Source organism: Streptomyces sp. V4I8 (assembly GCF_041261225.1).
Lineage (GTDB): Bacteria > Actinomycetota > Actinomycetes > Streptomycetales > Streptomycetaceae > Streptomyces.
On the sequence record NZ_JBGCCN010000001.1, the window covers coordinates 10025231 to 10044307 of the forward strand.

The window sequence follows — 19077 nt, forward strand, 5'->3', positions numbered from 1 at the left end:
TCAGGACAGACTGAACGCCGTCACCACGGCGCGGTGGTCGCTGACCCATTCGTTGTTGCGATGGTGGGGTACCGGCAGCGGCGTGCCACGGACCTCGGCCGTCGAGCTGACCGGTGTGGCTGGGCCGGTGTAGTGCACGAAGTCGATGCGGTCATGCGGTTCGTCCGGACCAGTTGTGCCGTTGTGCTTGGGATGCAGGACGGACCAGGTGTCGCCTGGCGTGCTCGCCGGGTTGGGGTGGATGACCCGGTAGGAGTCTTTGAGTCCGACGTCGGCGACGGCCTTGGTGGTGGGCCAGCTGATGGAGGGGTAACCGCAGTTTTGGCTTGCGGCGGCAGGCACCCAGTCCAGATGCGATGGTGTGTTGAAGTCGCCGGCCAGGAACACTGGCGGGCCGCCCCGCTCAGCGGCGCTGATCTCGGGCGCCGCCCTGGTGAGAAAGTCGTTGTGAACCGCCCCGTGTCAGGTAGAGACTCGATTCCGTGAAAGGATTGAGTCATGGCACGACCCTCCCGTTACCCGCTTGAGCTGCGCCGTCGCGCGGTGCGCATGGTCGCCGAAGTGCGCGACGACTACCCGAACGAGACGGCCGCCTTGCAGGCGGTCGCGAACAAGCTCGGTATCGGCTCCCGCGAGACTCTGCGGAACTGGATGAAGCAGCAGGAGATCGACGCGGGGCAGCGTCCGGGGACGACGGGGGAGGAGTCCACCCAGCTCAAGGCGCTGAAGAAGGAGAACGCCGAGCTGAAGCGGGCGAACGAGATCCTGAAGGCCGCGGCGAGTTTCTTCGCGGCCGAGCTCGACCGGCCACACACGCGCTCGTAGCGTTCATCGACGAGCACCGGGACCGCTTCGGCGGGGTCGAGCCGATCTGCAGGACGCTCACCGCACACGACTGCAAGATCGCCCCTTCCACGTACTACGCCCACAACAAGCGCCTCCAGACGCCCTCCGCCCGTTCGGTGCGTGACGAGGCACTCAAGGAGAGGATCCAGGACGTCTATACGTCCAACTACCGTGTCTACGGGGCCCGGAAGATCTGGCGAGAGCTGAACCGGCAGGGACATGCGGTGGCCCGCTGTACTGTCGAGCGCCTGATGCGCGAGCTCGGTATCCAGGGCGCGGTGCGCGGCAAACGCGTCATCACCACGATCCCCGGCGGACAGGTCCAGCGGGCCCCCGATCTGGTCGACCGCGACTTCGTCGCCGCGGCTCCGAACCGGTGCTGGGTGGCGGACTTCACCCATGTGAAGACCTGGTCTGCGACCGTCTATGTCGCGTTCGTCGTGGACACCTTCTCCCGCCGGATCGTCGGCTGGTCCGCGGCCACCGTGAAGGAGACCGTCTTTGTCCTGGACGCCCTGGAGATGGCCATCTGGCAACGCGATCGCGACCAACAGTCCATTCAGCCCGGAGAGTTGATCCATCACTCCGACGCCGGGTCGCAATACACATCGTTCAAGCTCGCCGAGCACCTGGAGGCCTATTCACGGGGTTTCACCAGCCCTTTTTGTAGAAGGTGAGGGCGGTGACGGTTTTGGCGACGAGGGGGAACTTGGCCAGGGGGCCGCGGTAGCGGGTCGCGAGGATCTTCCAGTCCTTCAGGTGTGCGATCGCTCGCTCAATGGCGGCGCGGAGGCTGCTGATGCTCCGGTTGTAGATCTTGGCGCCAGTGGGGCGTTGCTGACCAGGTGGTTTGCGTCTCGCGGTGAGCATGCCGGAACCCACGTACCCAAGATCGCCCATGCTCTGCCGTTCTGCGAAGGTCTCCGGGAAGTGGGACTGGCGCCAGGCGTACATGTCGTGGCGGGAGCCCGGGACAGGCTCGGACACCGCGAGTAGGTCTCCGGACAGCGTGGCGGCGATCTGCAGGTTGAAGCCTGTGTCGCGGTGCTTGCCGGAGAACATAGCGGTGCCTTCGCTCGCCCAGTCCCACGTGGTGACCGGGGTGCCGTCGATGAGCACGATCCGGCCGGCTGAGGCTTCCACAGGATCAGGGACATGCCCGGCGAGGGCCTTCTCCACCACCGGAAGCAGCCCCGTCCACCGCCGGGAAACAGTGGCCTGGCTGACACCGAACAGTTCCGCCGCCGCTTCCTGGACGGGGTTCTGCCGCAGGAGGAACAGCACCAGGACCACCGACCGGTACAGGCCCAGCGACCACATCCGCGCCGGAGACACCGCAGGATCCGGGTCCTCCACGAGCGCCTGATGGACCCGCACCACCAGCCCGTCCAGTTGATCCTTGTCTAACTCTGCCGTAACGTTCCAGCTCAACGGCCCTGCCCCGGTTCACTTCTGACGTTTTCGCAGACATCAGACTACCGAGCAGGGCCGTCCTGATGATCAAGAAATCCGGGCCGCACCACCCCGTGAATAAGCCTCCAGGTAGAGACTCGATTCCGTGAAAGGATTGAGTCATGGCACGACCCTCCCGTTACCCGCTTGAGCTGCGCCGTCGCGCGGTGCGCATGGTCGCCGAAGTGCGCGACGACTACCCGAACGAGACGGCCGCCTTGCAGGCGGTCGCGAACAAGCTCGGTATCGGCTCCCGCGAGACTCTGCGGAACTGGATGAAGCAGCAGGAGATCGACGCGGGGCAGCGTCCGGGGGACGACGGGGGAGGAGTCCACCCAGCTCAAGGCGCTGAAGAAGGAGAACGCCGAGCTGAAGCGGGCGAACGAGATCCTGAAGGCCGCGGCGAGTTTCTTCGCGGCCGAGCTCGACCGGCCACACACGCGCTCGTAGCGTTCATCGACGAGCACCGGGACCGCTTCGGCGGGGTCGAGCCGATCTGCAGGACGCTCACCGCACACGACTGCAAGATCGCCCCTTCCACGTACTACGCCCACAACAAGCGCCTCCAGACGCCCTCCGCCCGTTCGGTGCGTGACGAGGCACTCAAGGAGAGGATCCAGGACGTCTATACGTCCAACTACCGTGTCTACGGGGCCCGGAAGATCTGGCGAGAGCTGAACCGGCAGGGACATGCGGTGGCCCGCTGTACTGTCGAGCGCCTGATGCGCGAGCTCGGTATCCAGGGCGCGGTGCGCGGCAAACGCGTCATCACCACGATCCCCGGCGGACAGGTCCAGCGGGCCCCCGATCTGGTCGACCGCGACTTCGTCGCCGCGGCTCCGAACCGGTGCTGGGTGGCGGACTTCACCCATGTGAAGACCTGGTCTGCGACCGTCTATGTCGCGTTCGTCGTGGACACCTTCTCCCGCCGGATCGTCGGCTGGTCCGCGGCCACCGTGAAGGAGACCGTCTTTGTCCTGGACGCCCTGGAGATGGCCATCTGGCAACGCGATCGCGACCAACAGTCCATTCAGCCCGGAGAGTTGATCCATCACTCCGACGCCGGGTCGCAATACACATCGTTCAAGCTCGCCGAGCACCTGGACGCCGCCGGCATCGCGGCGAGCATCGGATCCGTCGGTGACGCGTACGACAACGCCCTGATGGAGTCCACGATCGGCCTGTTCAAGACCGAGTTGATCAAGCCCCAGCGGCCCTGGAAGACGCTCTCCCAGGTCGAGTTGGCCACCGCCGAGTGGGCCGACTGGTACAACCACCGAAGACTCCACGGTGAGATAGGCCACGTCCCGCCCGTCGAATACGAAGCCAACTACTACACGGAACTCACGAAACCCCAGGTCACAACCACAGTCTGAGATCTCTATGGAACCCGGGGCGGTTCACCGTGGCCAACTGGGCCACCAACGACGACGACATCGAACGGGCGGCCGCCGCCCTGAAGGCGACGCACCGCAAACTTCTGCCGGAAGGGGCACACCAGCGATGAATGTAACCACCCAAGACCTGGGCATGGTTGGCGTGGGCCAGGCCGCTGCAACGCTGGCTCATGGATTCGCCGATGATCCGCTGCTTCAATGGATCTTTCCCGACCCTGGCAGTCACTTCGACTACAGTCACGGCAGCTGTAGTTCTTGATCGTTGGCGTGTTCGTGCTGGTCAACGGGGGTGCGGGGGCGGCCGAGGGTAGGGGGACGGCCACCGTGATCATGAGCGTTTGTGACGACGATCAAGGAACAGGTGGCCGTGGAGGCCACGATAGCCGGGCAGGAGTGGACGGCCGCGTTCGGGGCGGTGATGGCCGAGGTCGCTGACTGCTTCCCGCGCCGGGAACCGCGCCTGCTGGCGCGGGAGATGACCGAGGGCATGCTGATGGAGCTCGATACGCGCAACTGCTGGACGCTCGGCGAGGCGCTGGGGCACTCGGGCCCGCACCGGCTGCAGCACTTCCTCTCCCGTGGTGTGTGGGACCACGATCTGGCCCGCGACCGGCTCATGACCTGGGCGGCCGGTGAACTCGCGGACGACCAGGCGGTGTTGATCGTGGACGAGACCGGTGATGAGAAGTCCTCGACCGACTGCGTGGGAGCGGCCCACCAGTACGCCGGGGCGCTCGGCGGTATCGGTCTGTGCCAGGTCTCCGTCCACCTCACCTACGCCTCGGTAAGCGGGCACACGCTGATCGACCGCGCCCTCTACCTGGGCGCCGGGTGGGCCGCCGACGAGGAACGCCGCCTGCTCACCCACGTCCCCGACGAGACCCTGTTCGCCACCAAGCCACAGCTCGCGGCCGCCATGCTGCAGCGTGTACGTGCCCTGGGGATACCGGCCCGCTGGCTGGCCGGCGACGAGGTGTACGGCGGTCGCGAGCTGCGACGGCATGCACGGGCACTCGGCCTCGACTACGCCCTCGCGGTCCGCGCCGACCACCGCGTCACCACCCCAGCCGGCCGCTTCACCGCCACCGAACTCGCCGCCCGCTTACCCCGCCGCACCTGGATGCGCATGCGTACCGGCCACGGGACCAAGGGCGACCGTCACTACGACTGGGCCATGATCGGCGTCCTCGCCGACGACACCCCCGAAAGCGCCGGGTCGGGCCACTCCTACCTGCTGGTGCGCCGCCACCGCTACACCCGCGAACTCTCCTTCTACCGCTGCCACTCCGCAACCGCGGTCACCATGGCCACCCTGGTCGATGTGGTGTGCTGCAGATGGAAAATCGAAGAGGACTTCCAGGCCGGAAAATCCGACTGCGGCCTGGACGAGGGCCAGACCACCTGCTGGAACTCCTGGATGCGCTGGAGCCTGATCAGCATGCTCGCCGCAGCCATCCTGGCCGTCACCCAAGCCCGCGCCGCCGCCCAGACACCCAGCGGCCCACTCGCCCCCTCAAGCACCCGCGAGCTGCTGCGACTCCTACGCGCCACCGCCCTGCGCCCTCCCCGCCGCGACCTGGAGCACCTCCTGCACTGGTCCGCATGGCGCCGCCACCATCAACAGCAAGCCACCGAAGCCCACCGCCGCTGGAACAACATCACCGCCGCAGCAACCACCTGACCAGCAACAATGACCAACCGATCAAGAACTACAGCTGCCGTGTCTGACCCTTCAGCTGTAGATCATGGTGGTTGCGGGAGTTCTGTTGGTGTGTCGGGTCCGGCTGGGACGGTGTGACCGTGTGCTCGGCGGCGTCGGTGGCAGGCACGGGCGATGGCCTGGTGGAGGCGGCGGTAGGCGGACCAGGCCAGGCCGTGCCGGATGCGTTGGTGGCGGTCGGGCAGCGGGGTGAGCAAGATGAGCAGGCGCCTGATCTCGAAGGCGGTGAAGCGGACGGGGGCGGGTGGGCTGCTGGGATCAGGCGGGTCCCCCTCTCTCGGCGACGGGTGCTGTCGGCGCGGGCTGGCCGTAGCGGGTCCGGGCCAGCGGGCCGTTCTCGCGGGCGGTGGCTGCGTCGCAGCCGACCAGGAACGCGGCGGCCAGCTGGGCGAGGGTGACGTGCCGGTACCAGCCGTGGAAAGAGCGGACCTCGTAGTCAGCCATCCCGCAGGCGGACTTCGCCAGCTTGATCGCCTCTTCCACCCGCCAGCGCGCGCCCGGCACCAAAACGATCTCCTCGACCGGGGTGTCGGCCGGGCCCCAGCCCAGGTAGTAGTCGCGTTTGCCGGGATCCTCCAGGCGGCGTCGCGCGACCAGCCACCGCGCCCACGCCTGGCCATCGACCATCTCCTCCTCGCCGGGGAGTCGCCGCACCCACCACTGCCACGTGCGGGTATCCAACTGGGAGGGCCCGGCGGGCAGTTCGACCCAGTCCTCCTCCCGCGCGACCCGCTCCACCAGCCGGGCGGCGTGCCGCCAGCCCGGACGCTGCAGCACCGGCGAGTTCGCCTGCACGTTGACCACGTACGGCAGACGATGTTCCTCCAGGAAGGAACGGAACGCACGCTCGCGCCCGTACACCTCGTCGGCGGCCACCCACACCTTCCCCGGCTCCTGAGGCAGGTCGGGCAGCGCCCGCTCGATCATCGCCTCCGCCAGCCGTGGCTTGGTCAGGAAGCCGCGCTGCTCGGGCACGTGCGCGGCCCGGCAGCGATCCGGCTCGTCCGTCCATTCCCGTGGCAGGTACAACTCCCGGTCGATCAACGCCTGCCCCGCACCGGTGGCCCACGCACACATCACCCCGATCTGGCAGGGGAATACCCCGCCGAGCGTCCCGGAGTGCTGCCTCGCCACCCCGGCCGAAGCCTTCCCGCGCTTGGCGAACCCGGTCTCGTCCACCACCAGCACCCCGGCCCCGCCGGGCCCCGCGCCCACGCCGTCGTCCGCCAGCTCGGCGACGGCGTACCGGCGGGTGAAGTCCCGCACCCCCTCCACGTCCCACTTCGCCCGGTCCAGCAAGTGCTGCTGGTTCCACGGCACACGCTCTCCGGCCCACTCCGCCAGCTGCCAGCCGTTCTTGCGCGAGACCGGCCCCAGTAGGCCCCGGACGCACATCTCCCCATGCCACTGCGTCTCCACCCGGCCGAACAGGTCCCCGACCCCCACCAGCAGATCGTCCAGCCGCCCCGCCCACTCCTCCGCCCACTCCCGGTCCGACACCTCGACCGGGACATCCAGCAACTCCGCCTTCATACACGGCAGTTACCCAGCTTAGAGACCCTCGAACTCCCGCAACCACCATGATCTACAGCTGAAGGGTCTGAAGAGAACCTCAGGCGAAACCGCCAAGAAGTGGAGCCGCTCCTGGAAGTCATCATCGAATCCCTATGGAGTATGGCGGCTCAGCATCCCTGGCGTCTGCGGCCCATCGGCCGACTAGACCTCCTACCCAAGGCGATAACAGACCAGCTCCGAGCCATCGAGAAGGAGACCGCGAAAGCCCCCGGGCTGCTCGCCAACATTGCCCTCGCCTACTCGGGGCGCACCGATATCCTCCTGGCCCTCCGCGAAATCATCTCCCTCGGCCGACCGCCCCAGCGTGACCTCCACACGTTGGAGAAGCTGTTGACCGAGCGGCTCTCCACAGCAGGCTTGCCCGACCCAGACTTGCTGATCAGGACCTCGGGAGAGGCACGTACCTCCGGATTCTTGCTCTGGCAGACAGCCCAAGCCGAGCTCTACTTCACCGCAACATACTGGCCCGACTTCCAGGAACACGACCTCCACACAGCCCTGGCCTCCTACCGCACACGCCACCGCCGCTTCGGCGGGTGACAACACCCTGGCCCAGGGCTGAAACCCACCGGGAAGGAATGCGCTGTCATGACGGGATTCGACGACTACCTGAAGATGCAGACGGACTCTGAAGAGGGCGAGGCCCTGCGTCAGGAGGAGTACGCGCACATGGTGGAGACGTACTACTCCTTCGCCACTACCTTCTTTCAGCTGATGTGGGGAAAATCCTTCCACTTCGCGCCACGACGCCGTGGTGAGTCATTCAAGGCGTCACTCACGCGCTACCAGTGCTGGCTGGCCTCCCGCTTGAACCTGCAACCCGGAATGAAGGTCGCTGACTTCGGATGCGGCGTGGGCGGCCCCATGCGCGGCATCGCCCGCTTCTCCGACGCATCAATCACAGGGATCACCATCAGCCCCGAACAAGTAGCAGCCGGAACGCGCATGAACAGGCGGGCAGGCCTCGACGACCGCTGCCGCATTGTCTGGGGAGACTTCCATCGGCCCCCCTTTCCCGACGGGGAGTTCGACGCAGCCTACGAGGTAGAGGCCATCATCCACTCCCCCGACCACCGCGCGGTCTACGAGCAGGTTCACCGGGTCTTGCGCCCGGGCGGGATGTTCGGCGGCTACGCCTGGTGCATGACCGACCGATACGACCCCGACAACCCCGACCACCGACGCGTCAAGCGGAACATTGAACGGGGCACAGCCCTCTCCGGCACACCCACCACCAAATTCGTCGACAACGCCTTGCAGGACGTGGGGTTTGAGCTGATCGAAACGCAAGACCGTATCGAACTATGCGACCCCGAGACCCCTTGGTATCTGCCCCTCACCGGCCGTGACCGCGACCCACGCTATCTCCTCTTCTCTAAGCCCGGCCGGTTCGCCCTGGACAAGATCGCCACCGGGGCAGAACGGACCAGGCTCCTGCCTGCCAACACGGCAAAGATCACCCAGGTCGTGATGGAGGCGGTCGACGCCCTCGCTCAAGCCGGACGCCTCGGCATCTTCACACCCTCCTACTTCTACCTCTGCCGCAAACCGGCTTGAGGTACTCGTCAGCGCAAGCATCGCCCGTGAGGCTCAGGGGATGCTACTGATTCTTGACTACGGACTTGATGCCGGTGGGGAGAGTTCGAGGCCGGTCCCGCCCTGCGTGCAGGTCGCCTTCCTAACGCGGATATCTGACGCCAATATCGGCAGTGGACCCGCGTGGCAGGATGCTTGCACTGCGGACACGTGCCCGGTGGCCCGCAGGCCGCCGCGTCGACCACCAAATTGCCATCGGAGGTCATGAGCCGCCACACCATGAGGTTCAGGCCAGGAAAGAGGACGTCCTCAATCGTCTTCACTCGCATGACCGAGGGATCCCCTAGCGAAACGCTCCTGCAGCCGAGGCGTTGTCGTTTTAGGGCCTTCGCCTCAGCAGGCGATCTCCAGGCCCCCAGCGATCAGTTGGAGCTCTTGCGCGGTCCTCGCCATCCGACCTGTGGATCGGCGTGTCATGCGATCCACAGGTCTTGACTGTTGCTCACCGTGGCGACCGGACGGACACAATCAGACCCACTGCCGCGAGTACCAGCAACGCGCACCCGAAGATGGTGATATCAACATACGACCCGTTGCTTGATCCGACCGACCCGTAGGCGTGACGAGCGATCGCGGAGGCGCCTCCGAGCCAGCCAGCGAGAAGGGAAAGCCGGAACCGGCGCGGGGCAAGCACGGCGGCCAGCACCAGGACGCTGACCGCCGCCACAGTGGCTGCAAGGTAGGCCCACGCGAGAGAAGCCAGATAGTCGGCATAGTGAGCGTAGTCGGCAGCGTCGACCCAGTCGTATTTACTGAGCTCACGCTCATGTGCGGAGAGGCGGGCGGCTTGGTAGGCCCAGCGGGACAGGGGGAACACGCAGGCGGCTGCGGCTATCCCAGCCAGAATGGCCATGGTCCAGGTCAGCAGGTTTGTGGGCCGCCGAAACCCGAAGCGAACGGCCTGGCTGTATTTCAGTGCGAGACCCGCGAGGCAGGCGCCGATCACCAATGTCACATGGCCGGCGAAGTAGCGTTGATCCGCCGTCCCCCTGTCTGGATTCAGCGATGAGAAGTACACCAGCCCCCAGACCGAGGCAGCGGTCGCACCGAGCACGACGCCCGGTCCAATCAGAGATCTCGTCCGCGGCAGGAGTACGCAGACCCCTGCACTCAGCACAACCGCCACCATGGTGATGACGTACGAGAAGTCGGGGTCTGTGGAGGAGAACCAACCGTCGGAGTTGCCCCGTCGGATGGTCCCTTCGACCAGCAGCGCGGCAGCCAGGATCGGGAGCATTCCGGTGAGCCCCACCAGTGCCAAACTCCGCACCGGGCCCTCCACCCGCCGCCACGCATCGGTGCGAAGCCCCTTGGCACCCTCCCAAATCCGCGCACCACGCCCCTGCACTCGCGATGGTGCCGACTCAGGGACGGTGGCGAGTGGCGGTGTTTGCACCACAGTGGCCGACTGCGTCGCCGCTGCGGTTGCCGACGGCGGCGCGGGATCGGAAGCAGACCCGGGTGGGCTTTCGGGTACCTGCGGAAGGATTGCCTGGAGTCGCGCCGCCGCGGCCGACACGACCCGGCTGTCGTCGTCTGCAAGGCGCTGGATCTCGCCAGCGACAATCCGACGCACGAAGTCGTTGCCGATCTGGTGCAGACGGGCCAGCCCGTCCACGGCGCCAAGACGGTCCGCAGCGATCGGGCTGCTGAGCGCGTTGCGCAGATGCGCCGGCAAAGTCCAGTTGGTGTTCCTGGCGATGACGATGCGGCCCGCGACGTTGTCCTGCTTCTTGGGCCGCTGCTGCGGCATCTCCTCCACGACCCGGTCGTGGACATAGCTGTACAGCTCGTCGAGGGTGATGTCCCCGTCTCCGTCGAGGTCCGCACTGCCGTCGTTAAGGCCCGCCACTAGTAGACTGTCGCGGCTAATTTTTGGGATATAGGTGGCGCAGTTTGATGCGTGCGTCGTGGGTGGTGAACTGCCAGTCCACCTGACGTTGGTCGGTGTTGGTGGCGTTCTGCCAGGCTGAGAGTTCGGTGTTGAGTGTGTTGAGGTCGCCGATCCGGCGGTCGAGGCATTGCCTGCTCAGCGCGGCGAGTTCGGTCTCGGCGATGTTGAGCCATGACCCGTGTTTGGGCGTGTGGTGGATCTCGAGGCGTTGAGTCAGGGCGAATGCCTCTTCTGGTTCGAATGCCTCGTACAGTGAGGCGATGTCGTGGGTGTTGAGGTTGTCCATCACCAGCACCACGGTCTCGGCTGCTGGGTAGTCCACGCTCAGCAGCTGCTTGACCTGGCCGGCCCAGTCGATCCGGGTCCGCTGGGACAGTGCCTGCACGCGACGCCACCCGCGTAGGGGTTCGACCCACACGAAGATGGAGCATGTGCCGCAGCGGATGTACTCGCTGTCCTGGCAGGCGTCGTGGCCAGGTCGGGCCGGGAGCGGGCCGCGGGCATGGTCGAGGAGTTGGTAGGGCTTCTCGTCCATGCACACCACCGGACGTGCCGGGTCATAGGGCCGGGCATAGACGGCCAGCACGTCTTCCATCCGGGCCGCGAACTGCGCGTTCGCTCGTGGTGGGATGGTCCAGCACTTCTTCAGGTGAGGACGCAGTTCCGTTTTTTTAAGATCCTCCCGATGGTGGAGTGGTCCAGATCAGGGATGTCCTCGACCAGCGCGACGTGCTTCTCCAGCAGCCGCAGTGACCACCGTGCATAGCCCTGGGGCGGCTGGGAGCACGCCATCGCGATCAGCCGGGCTTCGACCTCACCGGTCACCGGCGAGGGCACCGGCGGCAGGTCGCGCCTCTTCCGTGCGATTGTGGCGTGAACATCGCCGCCGGTCTCGGTGAAGCGCTTGGCGACCAGCCGCAACGTCTCACCAGAGACGCCAAGCCGGGTCGCGATCATCTCCTTGGAATCCACCTCACCCACCGAGGTGTCCAGTGCGAGCAACACTCGCGCACGCATGATCATCGAGGCTCCACGAACACCCGTCGTGGTCACCCGGACCAACTCCTCGCGGTCCCGCGCAGTCAACCTGACCGGCCACTTCTTCTGCGAACCCATGACAACAGCCCTGTCTGGCAAAGGGGAAGGAATCTGAGGCACCAACCTCCCAACCAGACACACCAGAACTAAGCAGCGACACACCACTAGATAGCGGGTGAAAACGGACTGAGCCGCTTGGCCGTGCAGCTGGTTTCCTTCGAACGAGTACTGGGTCGCATCCGATGCGGTCAGCACGGTGCGACCGTGACCCTGGAACCGCTCCAGCGCGTGCACCGCAGTGTCGGCCTTGGCGAGTCGGCCAGCAGGGAAGGCCCCGCTGTAGCAGCAGTCGAGGATCAGCACCTTCTGCCGCGAGACGCAACCTTCCATCGCCTGATCGATCTGCTCGGCGGACAGGGCGGTGAACAGCAGGCTGTCAGGGCGGGTGTTGGCCATCGCCAGGTAGAGCCGCCCGTCGTCGTCCTTCAGGCCATGGCCCGTGAAATACAACAAGGTCAGGTCGTCACGGCGCCGGTCACGATAGAAGTCGCCGATGGCCTCGCCGACCCGATGATGCGGCTCGTTGACCAGCGTGGTGACCTCGAACCCCGCGATGTCGGGGTCCTGGAGAACCTCCGCGAGCGCCTCCGCGTCGTGCGCGGGAGCGGTCAGCCGCCGCAGTCCGGTGTCCTGGTAGTCGTAGCTGGCAATCAGCAACGCCATCCGGCGGCCCATGGTTAATCGTGCTGACTCTCGGTGTGGCGACGGATGTACGCATCGATCAGGTCGCGCCGCTCGGCGTCGGACGCCCGCTCAAGCTCGATGGTGTCGCCGTCGATGGTCACCGAGACGCGATGCCGGGCAGAGGATCTGCCCAGCCAGTCGCGCACGGTGTCGATCAAGGCGGTGAACACGCCACCGGACGCGCTCAGGGCGACGACGATGGCCCCGAGCGTGACGGCATCGGTGCCCTTGGCACCGTCGGGAGCCGCGCCGCCGGGCGCAGGACGCACCGATTCGATGTCTAGCTCGGCGATCTCGGCGCGGAGCCGACGCGTCAGCCGTTCTCCCTTTTCTGGGTCCAGCTCGGGGTCGGGCGCGACGACCAGCAGCACATTCACTACGTCGCCTGCCCACTGATCAGTGTGGTCGCTTCTCATCGGCGCGCCGTCGTGCATAAATCCCCCGGTTCCAAGTTGTCACAAGCTCTGCCTCGTAGTGTGGCGATATGTGGCTGCCGATGGCAGCCAATCGGCACAACTTGCCGATTGGCCAGGGGAATCGGCAGCCGATCGCCTTCCACGGAGGCGGCACCACCGATCCGAGTATGTGCTGTGATCCGTGCAAGGACTAAGCAGTTCCCCTCGGCAGCACGGTTGTGACCGTGCTGCTTCATGAGGGATCAGTTCGACGAGGTACGGCCTGACAGGGCGTTGGTCGTAGTCGTCACGGAAGCGCGGTCACACCCCCTCAGTTGGCCAACGAGTGCTTCAGTTGCCAGTCCGACACTCAGCGTCGACCCTGTCACTCCGGAGTCGTACGAACTCCGGAACACGAGACTCCTCATTCACCGGCCTCCGCTTCGGCAGGTCCTCCCACAGCAATCCGCTGCACAAGTTCGTCAAGCTGACCTGCGATGATCATCCTTCGGCGCTCCATCAGGTTCCTGTAGACGGTTAGAGGTACGGGTCCGCCACTGGATGCCGCCTGTGTCAGCGCGAAGCGGGCCTCCACCTCCAATGCCAGGTATGCCCTGCGGCGTGCGTGAGCCGCCTGCTGATGCACCTCCGGCTTCAGGAAGGCGATAGCAGCGCTAAGTCCTGCGCTGACGAGTGCCAGTACGGCTGCTGGGATACGGGCATCTGCTGAAGAGAGCCCCGCTGCGCCCGAGATTCCGGCCAGTACGGCAGCCGGCAGTCCAAGCGCGGCATGGGTGAACCGCCAGAACTGACGACGGAAGCGGTTCTTTCGGGCTTGTTCTTCGCACTCGGCCCGAAGGCCAGCGACCTGATTCTCCACGACGTCATCTGCCATGAAGCGAGCCTGCCACCTGGCGCTTTTGTCTGGACGGTGTTTCCCCGCTGCGATCGCCACTCTGCGGCCAACCACGGCACTCAGGGTGGCCAACTGAAGCGCCGCCCTCGCCGGTGAGGTTGCGCTACGCGCCGTACGCGCCGACGGTGCAGCTGGACGCCCGCTTCCCGGATGAAGCCCAGCGGGTCAGCAGCCTCACGGTCGACCACGTGCACACCGCGCTCGTGTTGTGTACGACTCCTCAGGACGTGCTCTCCGTCATGCGAGAACTCGTCGCGGACAAGGGCCTTTCCCTGGGCGACCTGGAGCGGCGCAGCAAGCCGTTCTACCCCATCTCCGGGGCGACCTTCGCGCATGTGCTCAACGGGGACGAGCTGCCCACCACCGAGTGGCTCACGATATTTCTCCGGGCGTGCGGCGTCGATCAGGAGCGGACACTGATCTGGCACTACACGATGACCCGGATCAAGATCGCGAACCTGCGACACCGCAAGACGCCGCCTCCGCTTACCGTCACGCCGGTGGAGCCGTCGATCAGCACGGACTACATGAGGCGGCTCTTGATCCTCTTGGTGGGCGTCATGAGCGCGATGGGTGCAACCGCGACTACGGTCATTCAGTTCCTGCGGTGAACGGCGGCCGTCATCAGGCGGCCGCCGTCTCCTTCCTTCGACGTACGGGGCCGGAGAGGGCGCCGGCCAACTGCTCACGGCTCAGCTGTGATCCTCGCGCGGCGAGCTGAGGCCGCAGTCAGGCGCTGCGCGGCCTGCGCCCCGACGTCTTCTTCGCTGCGGCCTTCTTCGTCGTCTTCTTGGCCGCGGCCTCCTTCGGCAGCTCGTGCACCTCGGCAGGTCCCTCGCCGCGGGAGGCCTTCGCCTTGGCGACCGACTCGTTGAGGGCGGACATCAGGTCGAACACCTTGCCGCCCGTCTCCTCAGGCTCGAGGGCCTCGGGCAGAGGCTTGTCCTCGCGCTTCGCGTTGATGATCTCGGCCAACGCGTCCGTGTAGGTGTCGTGGAACCCGGTGAGGTCCTCGCGGGTCATGGAGTCCATGAGCGCCAGCGCGCCGTCGATCTCGTCCTCGGTCAGCTCCACGGGCTCGGGCAGCAACTCGGTGGGGTCACGGATCTCGTCTGGCCACCGCATGGCGTGCAGCACGATCACGTCGTCCTTCACCCGCAGTACGCCCAGCCGCTCCCGCCCGGACCAGGCGTACTTGGCGACCGCGACCTTCGATGCACGTCCCAGGGCCTTAACGAGGAGCTTGTACGGCTTGGCTGCGACCGGCTGGGACGGCTGGAGGTAGTAGCCCTCAGCGATACGGATGGGGTCGATGGACTCCAGCGGTACGAAGGCCTCGATCTCGATCGCCTTGGCGGTCGGAAGGGGGAGCTCGCGCAGTTCCTCGTCGCTGATCGGGATGACCTGGGTCTTGGTCAGCTCGTAGCCCTTGCCGATCTCACTGCTGGTGACCTCACGGTCCTCGGTCTCGCAGTATTTGCGAACCCGGAGCCGGCCCATGTCGGCCACGTGGTACTGGTGGAAGCTGATACTGTGGTTCTCGGTCGCGCTGGCTACCTGGATCGGCACCGTGACCAGGCCAAAGCTGATCGCACCAGACCATATCGATCGGGGCATGACTGACCTCCGCGGCCTACCCCGAGCAGCACTAGTGTGGGATCTCAGATTCCGTGGCCAAATCTCACGACCGATGGCCACCCGGTGGCCATTCGGCCAAGAACCTGAGACGGGCACGTCAGCCTGTTCACTCTTTCGAGTGCCTCAGACGTGATGCAGACCGCCCATGGACAGTCTCCTAGCAGCGCGCCTCGTCAGCCACCGGCCGCCATGGGGGCAACGATGACCAGCCAAGACGTCACTTTCAGTGTCCGCTGCCGCGATGGTGAGGTTCTGGAAGATCGAGCATGGCCGACGGTTTCAGCCGATCTACTGTGTTCAGCTTCACCCTGGCGGACTTTTCGCTGGTACAGGGGGCAGCGGCACTACTCGGGGACCTACTGGTCAGCTACTACGCAGAGCCATGTGCCGTACGAGTCCCGCCTGGAGCTCGCGCGTCTACTGTTTGCCGATTTCGACGCATCAGTACGTGGCATCGTGGCCCAGCCGTTCCTGCTGAAATCCATGGTCGAGGGGACAGTCCGCAAGCAAGTCCCGGACTACTTCTTGCTCACTGCCGCTGGTCCGGTTGTGGTGGACGTCAAGCCGCATCAGCGGCTGGCGCAGCCGGAGGTGACCGCGACCTTTGCGTGGACCGAGCAGGTCGTGGAGTCACGCGGGTGGCGCTACGAGGTGTGGAGCGAGCCATCAACCCAGCTCCTGGAGAACGTCCGCTTCCTCGCGGGGTTCCGTCGCGGATGGCTCTTCGGACCTGATCTTCTGGACGAGCTGCGCTGCGCCGACCTTGACGGCGTCCCGCTGGACGAGGCTTCCAAGTGTGTGCCTGGACATCCGGGTCCCCGTGTGCGGGCTGCGATCCTTCACCTGCTGTGGACGCATGACCTGCACACCGAGCTCGCTGAGCCTCTCCGTCCTTCGGCCGTCCTGAAGAGGTCTGCGTGAGCGGCGCGCAGGCTCGCGTCGGCGTGGGGACGCGATTTGTCTACGACGGCGACGCCGTGGAGGTGATCGAGTTGACGGCCACCTCGGCGGGCAACGAGGTGATCCTCCGGGACGGCTACGGCCAGGTCCGGCGGCTCACTCTGAAGGAGCTGCTGTTCTCTGACCGGGCGAGGCTGATCCCTGAACACCCTGGCCCCGCGGCGAACGACGTGGAGGAGATTGCCTCAGTGATCCTGGGCCAACTGCGGCCGGAGGAACGCCGCGCAGTCCAGTATCGCGCCGAACACGTCCGCGAAGTCCTCACCGGATACCGCTCAGGAACTCCCGAGATCGCACGCGCGGGTGAGCCCCGTCCTGAGTACTCACCCGGTGAGTCGCTCGCCAGCAGGTATGCGGCGAAGGCTGCTGAACTGGGGGTCGGTACACGCTCGGTGAGGCGGTGGGTTGCCCAGTTCCGGGAACATGGTGAAGCAGGCTTGGCACCCAGGAAGGGGTTGGCTGGCACCCCGGCAGCGTCGGCTGATGATCGATGGGTGGAAACCGCGCTGGAGGTGATGGTCGAGCACACCGGTCAATCGAGGCCGTCGCGGACGCCGGTGATCGAACGGACCCGGGCCCGGGTGGTTGCCCGTTTCGGTCCGGCCGTCGTAGAGCAGCCGAGCCGGGCGACCGCGTTTCGGATTCTGTCCGAGCTGGAGAAGCGGCACCCGCTGTTCCGCCTCAGCACGAAGCGGAACAGAGACATCGCCGAGCGCCCAGAGGGGCCGTTCGGCAAGCTCCGCCCGACGCGGCCGGGCGAGTATCTGCTGATGGACACGACGAGGCTCGACGTGTTCGCGTTCGATCCGCTCACTTTGAAGTGGGTGCAGGCTGAGCTGACGGTGGCGATGGACTGGTACTCCCGGTGCATCTGCGGGATCCGGCTCACGCCGGTGTCCACGAAGGCGGTGGATGTGAGTGCGGTGCTCTTCGAGTGTTTCCGTCCGCGGCCGGCGGGGCCGGACTGGCCTCGGCACGCTGTCTGGCCTGAGCACGGCATCCCCCGCACGGTCCTGGTCGATGTCGACGGAGCTGTGGGGCGAGGGCTTGCTTCACCGCCGCTGGTGCCCGAGACGCTCGTGGTCGACCACGGCAATGTGTACGTCTCGGAGCATCTGACCAGCGTCTGCCAGCGGATGGGCATCTCGATCCAGCCCGCCCGGCTGCGCACGGGCCGGGACAAGGGCCCGGTGGAGCGCTTCTTCCGTACACTGCGTGAAGGGCTGCTGGAGGCCCTACCCGGCTACAGGGGGCCGGACATCCACTCACGTGGTGAGAACGCCGAGAGTGAAGCTTTCTTTTTCCTCGACGAGCTGGAAGCGATGATCCGGGAGTGGACGGAGATGTGCCGGCGCGGGCCGACTACGAGCGTGACCGGCGGATATGGCACGCCAACCTGGGCCCTATCCGGACACCTCAACTTTTCTGCCTGCACGAGGACTTGTGGGACATCGTCGACAGCAACCAGCAAGATGGCGACAAGGCCAAGGGCGCCGTGGCCATCGATGCCTTTCCCGGGCTGGGCAAGACCACCGCTGTGCTCGCCTTCGCGCGGAAGTTCCACCGCCGGGAGATCGCCGAGCACGGTGCGTTCAGCGCGCAGGGACATGAGCGGTGGCCGGTGTGCCGGGTCGGACTGACCGGCAACACCGGCATGAAGGACCTCAACCGGGCCATGCTGGAGTTCTTCGGCCACCCCGGACGCCAGACCTCGACCGCCGCCCAGCTCGGCCTGCAGGCGCTGGACTGCATGCTGCTGTGCGAGGTCCGCCTGCTCATCCTGGACGACCTGCACTTCCTCAAGTGGCGCAAGACCAGCGGCATCGAGGTCAGCAACCACCTCAAGTGGATCGCCAACGAGTTCCCGATCACTCTCCTCAAGGTCGGCGTGGGCCTCGCGGCCAAGGGCCTGTTCAGCGAAGGCGAAGCCACCGGGGACACGGCCCTTGCGCAGACCGGTCGGCGCACCACCCGGCTGGACATGCCGCCCTTCACCATCGACACCGAGCAGGGCCGCCGCCACTGGCGCCAGCTCCTGCTGACTCTGGAGCAGCGCATCGTCCTCGCCGACACCTATCCCGGCATGCTCGCCGACGACCTGTCCGACTACCTCTTCGCCCGCAGCACCGGGCACATCGGTTCACTGATGACGCTCGTCAACCGCGGCTGCCAGCGCGCCGTGCGCACCGGCACCGAACGCCTCACCCGTGACCTGCTGGAGCAGGTCCGAAATGACGCGGCCGCCGAGCACGCCCGTGCCGAACTCGAGTACGCCCTCCAAGCGGGCAAGGCCACCAGCCGGCCAGCCCAGGTGCAAGCCGCCCGGTGAGCACCGGGCGACGGACCCTGCCGATCCGCTACGCGCCCGTCGCCGGCGAAGCCCTCGACTCCTGGCTCGAGTTCCTCGCCGCCCGCCTGCACTGCCGCTTCGCCGACGTGCTGCGATCCCTGGGGCTGCCGTTGCGGGACGCGGCCCTTGCCAAACCCATGCTGCCCCGTTGGGCCGTGCTCGCTACTGCTGAAGAGATCGCCGGAATCACGGCTGCATCGGGTGTCGCCGAGGACGTCCTTGCGGCGATGACGCTTCGGCGGTTCGACGGACACGCTGTGGTGATCCAGCCGGACCAGCGGCGGGTCGAACGACGTCTTCTGTGGGGGCGGGCCGGATCCCGCTACTGTCCCGCCTGCCTGGCAGACAGCGGCGGACGCTGGCAGGTGACCTGGCGTCTGGGCTGGTCCTTTGCCTGCACCCGCCATCAGGTACTGCTGGCCGACCGTTGCCCGGCGTGCCGCCGGATACCCCGCGTCCGCGCCCGGGACGATGTACAGGCCCCAAGCCCGACGGACCACGAGGTGCCCGCTGTCACCACCCACTGGAGGACACCGCGGTCGCGGCCCTGAAACCG

19 protein-coding genes and 1 pseudogene are annotated in these 19077 nt (G+C 66.3%); 11 read left to right on the forward strand and 9 right to left on the reverse strand.

Annotated features, from left to right (window positions below; genetic code table 11):
• Positions 1-387, reverse strand: coding sequence for a hypothetical protein (locus ABIE67_RS45585; protein ID WP_370267878.1), 387 nt, complete (start codon positions 385-387; stop codon positions 1-3).
• Positions 388-498: 111 nt separating this feature from the next.
• On the opposite strand from ABIE67_RS45585, the gene ABIE67_RS45590 reads away from it, so the two are divergent.
• A complete protein-coding gene (locus ABIE67_RS45590; RefSeq protein ID WP_370267880.1) occupies positions 499-825 on the forward strand; it encodes a transposase in 327 nt (108 codons plus the stop codon).
• 5 nt (positions 826-830) lie between these two features.
• Positions 831-1523, forward strand: a complete 693-nt coding sequence (locus ABIE67_RS45595; RefSeq protein WP_370269617.1) for an IS3 family transposase — start codon at positions 831-833, stop codon at positions 1521-1523.
• On the opposite strand, the gene ABIE67_RS45600 is transcribed toward ABIE67_RS45595, so the two are convergent.
• Positions 1498-2277: a transposase family protein gene (locus ABIE67_RS45600; protein WP_370267884.1), complete on the reverse strand. Its 780-nt coding sequence runs from the start codon at positions 2275-2277 to the stop codon at positions 1498-1500. The two genes, ABIE67_RS45595 and ABIE67_RS45600, sit on opposite strands and share 26 nt — an antisense overlap.
• 143 nt (positions 2278-2420) lie before the next feature.
• Between ABIE67_RS45600 and ABIE67_RS45605 the strand changes: the two genes are divergently transcribed.
• Positions 2421-3674: an IS3 family transposase gene (locus ABIE67_RS45605; protein WP_370267886.1), complete on the forward strand. Its 1254-nt coding sequence runs from the start codon at positions 2421-2423 to the stop codon at positions 3672-3674.
• Positions 3675-4035: 361 nt separating this feature from the next.
• Positions 4036-5376 (forward strand): IS701 family transposase, encoded by a 1341-nt coding sequence (locus tag ABIE67_RS45610; protein WP_370267890.1) that lies wholly within the window; start codon positions 4036-4038, stop codon positions 5374-5376.
• A 297-nt stretch (positions 5377-5673) separates the two neighbouring features.
• Here ABIE67_RS45610 and ABIE67_RS45615 read toward each other — a convergent pair whose 3' ends face one another.
• Complete coding sequence (locus tag ABIE67_RS45615) at positions 5674-6948, reverse strand: IS701 family transposase (protein ID WP_370252079.1); 1275 nt, start codon at positions 6946-6948, stop codon at positions 5674-5676.
• A gap of 78 nt (positions 6949-7026) precedes the next feature.
• Here ABIE67_RS45615 and uppS point away from each other — a divergent pair.
• Together uppS and ABIE67_RS45625 are read left to right on the forward strand one after the other, a co-directional pair.
• Positions 7027-7530: pseudogene (uppS, locus tag ABIE67_RS45620) on the forward strand (polyprenyl diphosphate synthase); the annotation flags it as partial.
• 48 nt (positions 7531-7578) lie between these two features.
• A complete protein-coding gene (locus ABIE67_RS45625) occupies positions 7579-8547 on the forward strand; it encodes a methyltransferase domain-containing protein (RefSeq protein WP_370267893.1) in 969 nt (322 codons plus the stop codon).
• 481 nt (positions 8548-9028) lie between these two features.
• On the opposite strand, the gene ABIE67_RS45630 is transcribed toward ABIE67_RS45625, so the two are convergent.
• The 5 genes from ABIE67_RS45630 to ABIE67_RS45650 all read right to left on the reverse strand — a co-directional run bounded on the left by ABIE67_RS45630 (position 9029) and on the right by ABIE67_RS45650 (position 13552).
• On the reverse strand, positions 9029-10438 hold the full coding sequence (locus ABIE67_RS45630; RefSeq protein ID WP_370267896.1) for a hypothetical protein: 1410 nt from the start codon (positions 10436-10438) through the stop codon (positions 9029-9031).
• Positions 10439-10454: 16 nt separating this feature from the next.
• Positions 10455-11141 (reverse strand): IS630 family transposase, encoded by a 687-nt coding sequence (locus ABIE67_RS45635; protein ID WP_370269621.1) that lies wholly within the window; start codon positions 11139-11141, stop codon positions 10455-10457.
• Entirely contained in the window at positions 11126-12241 is a 1116-nt protein-coding gene (locus ABIE67_RS45640; protein WP_370267898.1) for a caspase family protein, read from the reverse strand. The genes ABIE67_RS45635 and ABIE67_RS45640 overlap by 16 nt, the downstream gene beginning before the upstream one ends.
• A gap of 14 nt (positions 12242-12255) precedes the next feature.
• A complete protein-coding gene (locus ABIE67_RS45645; protein WP_370267900.1) occupies positions 12256-12696 on the reverse strand; it encodes a hypothetical protein in 441 nt (146 codons plus the stop codon).
• 385 nt (positions 12697-13081) lie between these two features.
• Positions 13082-13552 (reverse strand): hypothetical protein, encoded by a 471-nt coding sequence (locus ABIE67_RS45650; RefSeq protein ID WP_370267903.1) that lies wholly within the window; start codon positions 13550-13552, stop codon positions 13082-13084.
• Positions 13553-13698: 146 nt separating this feature from the next.
• Here ABIE67_RS45650 and ABIE67_RS45655 point away from each other — a divergent pair, with 146 nt between their 5' ends.
• Positions 13699-14184, forward strand: a complete 486-nt coding sequence (locus tag ABIE67_RS45655) for a hypothetical protein (protein ID WP_370267905.1) — start codon at positions 13699-13701, stop codon at positions 14182-14184.
• Between the two features lie 118 nt (positions 14185-14302).
• Here the strand turns inward: ABIE67_RS45655 and ABIE67_RS45660 are convergent, their stop codons facing one another.
• Positions 14303-15190, reverse strand: coding sequence for a Ku protein (locus tag ABIE67_RS45660; protein WP_370267907.1), 888 nt, complete (start codon positions 15188-15190; stop codon positions 14303-14305).
• A 222-nt stretch (positions 15191-15412) separates the two neighbouring features.
• Here ABIE67_RS45660 and ABIE67_RS45665 point away from each other — a divergent pair, with 222 nt between their 5' ends.
• The 4 genes from ABIE67_RS45665 to ABIE67_RS45680 are packed head-to-tail and all read left to right on the forward strand — an operon-like array spanning position 15413 to position 19072.
• Complete coding sequence (locus ABIE67_RS45665; RefSeq protein ID WP_370267909.1) at positions 15413-16132, forward strand: TnsA-like heteromeric transposase endonuclease subunit; 720 nt, start codon at positions 15413-15415, stop codon at positions 16130-16132.
• Positions 16129-17811 (forward strand): helix-turn-helix domain-containing protein, encoded by a 1683-nt coding sequence (locus tag ABIE67_RS45670; RefSeq protein ID WP_370267913.1) that lies wholly within the window; start codon positions 16129-16131, stop codon positions 17809-17811. The genes ABIE67_RS45665 and ABIE67_RS45670 overlap by 4 nt, the downstream gene beginning before the upstream one ends.
• Positions 17709-18500 (forward strand): TniB family NTP-binding protein, encoded by a 792-nt coding sequence (locus tag ABIE67_RS45675; RefSeq protein ID WP_370267915.1) that lies wholly within the window; start codon positions 17709-17711, stop codon positions 18498-18500. The genes ABIE67_RS45670 and ABIE67_RS45675 overlap by 103 nt, the downstream gene beginning before the upstream one ends.
• On the forward strand, positions 18497-19072 hold the full coding sequence (locus tag ABIE67_RS45680) for a TniQ family protein (RefSeq protein ID WP_370267917.1): 576 nt from the start codon (positions 18497-18499) through the stop codon (positions 19070-19072). The genes ABIE67_RS45675 and ABIE67_RS45680 overlap by 4 nt, the downstream gene beginning before the upstream one ends.
• Positions 19073-19077 lie beyond the last annotated feature (5 nt).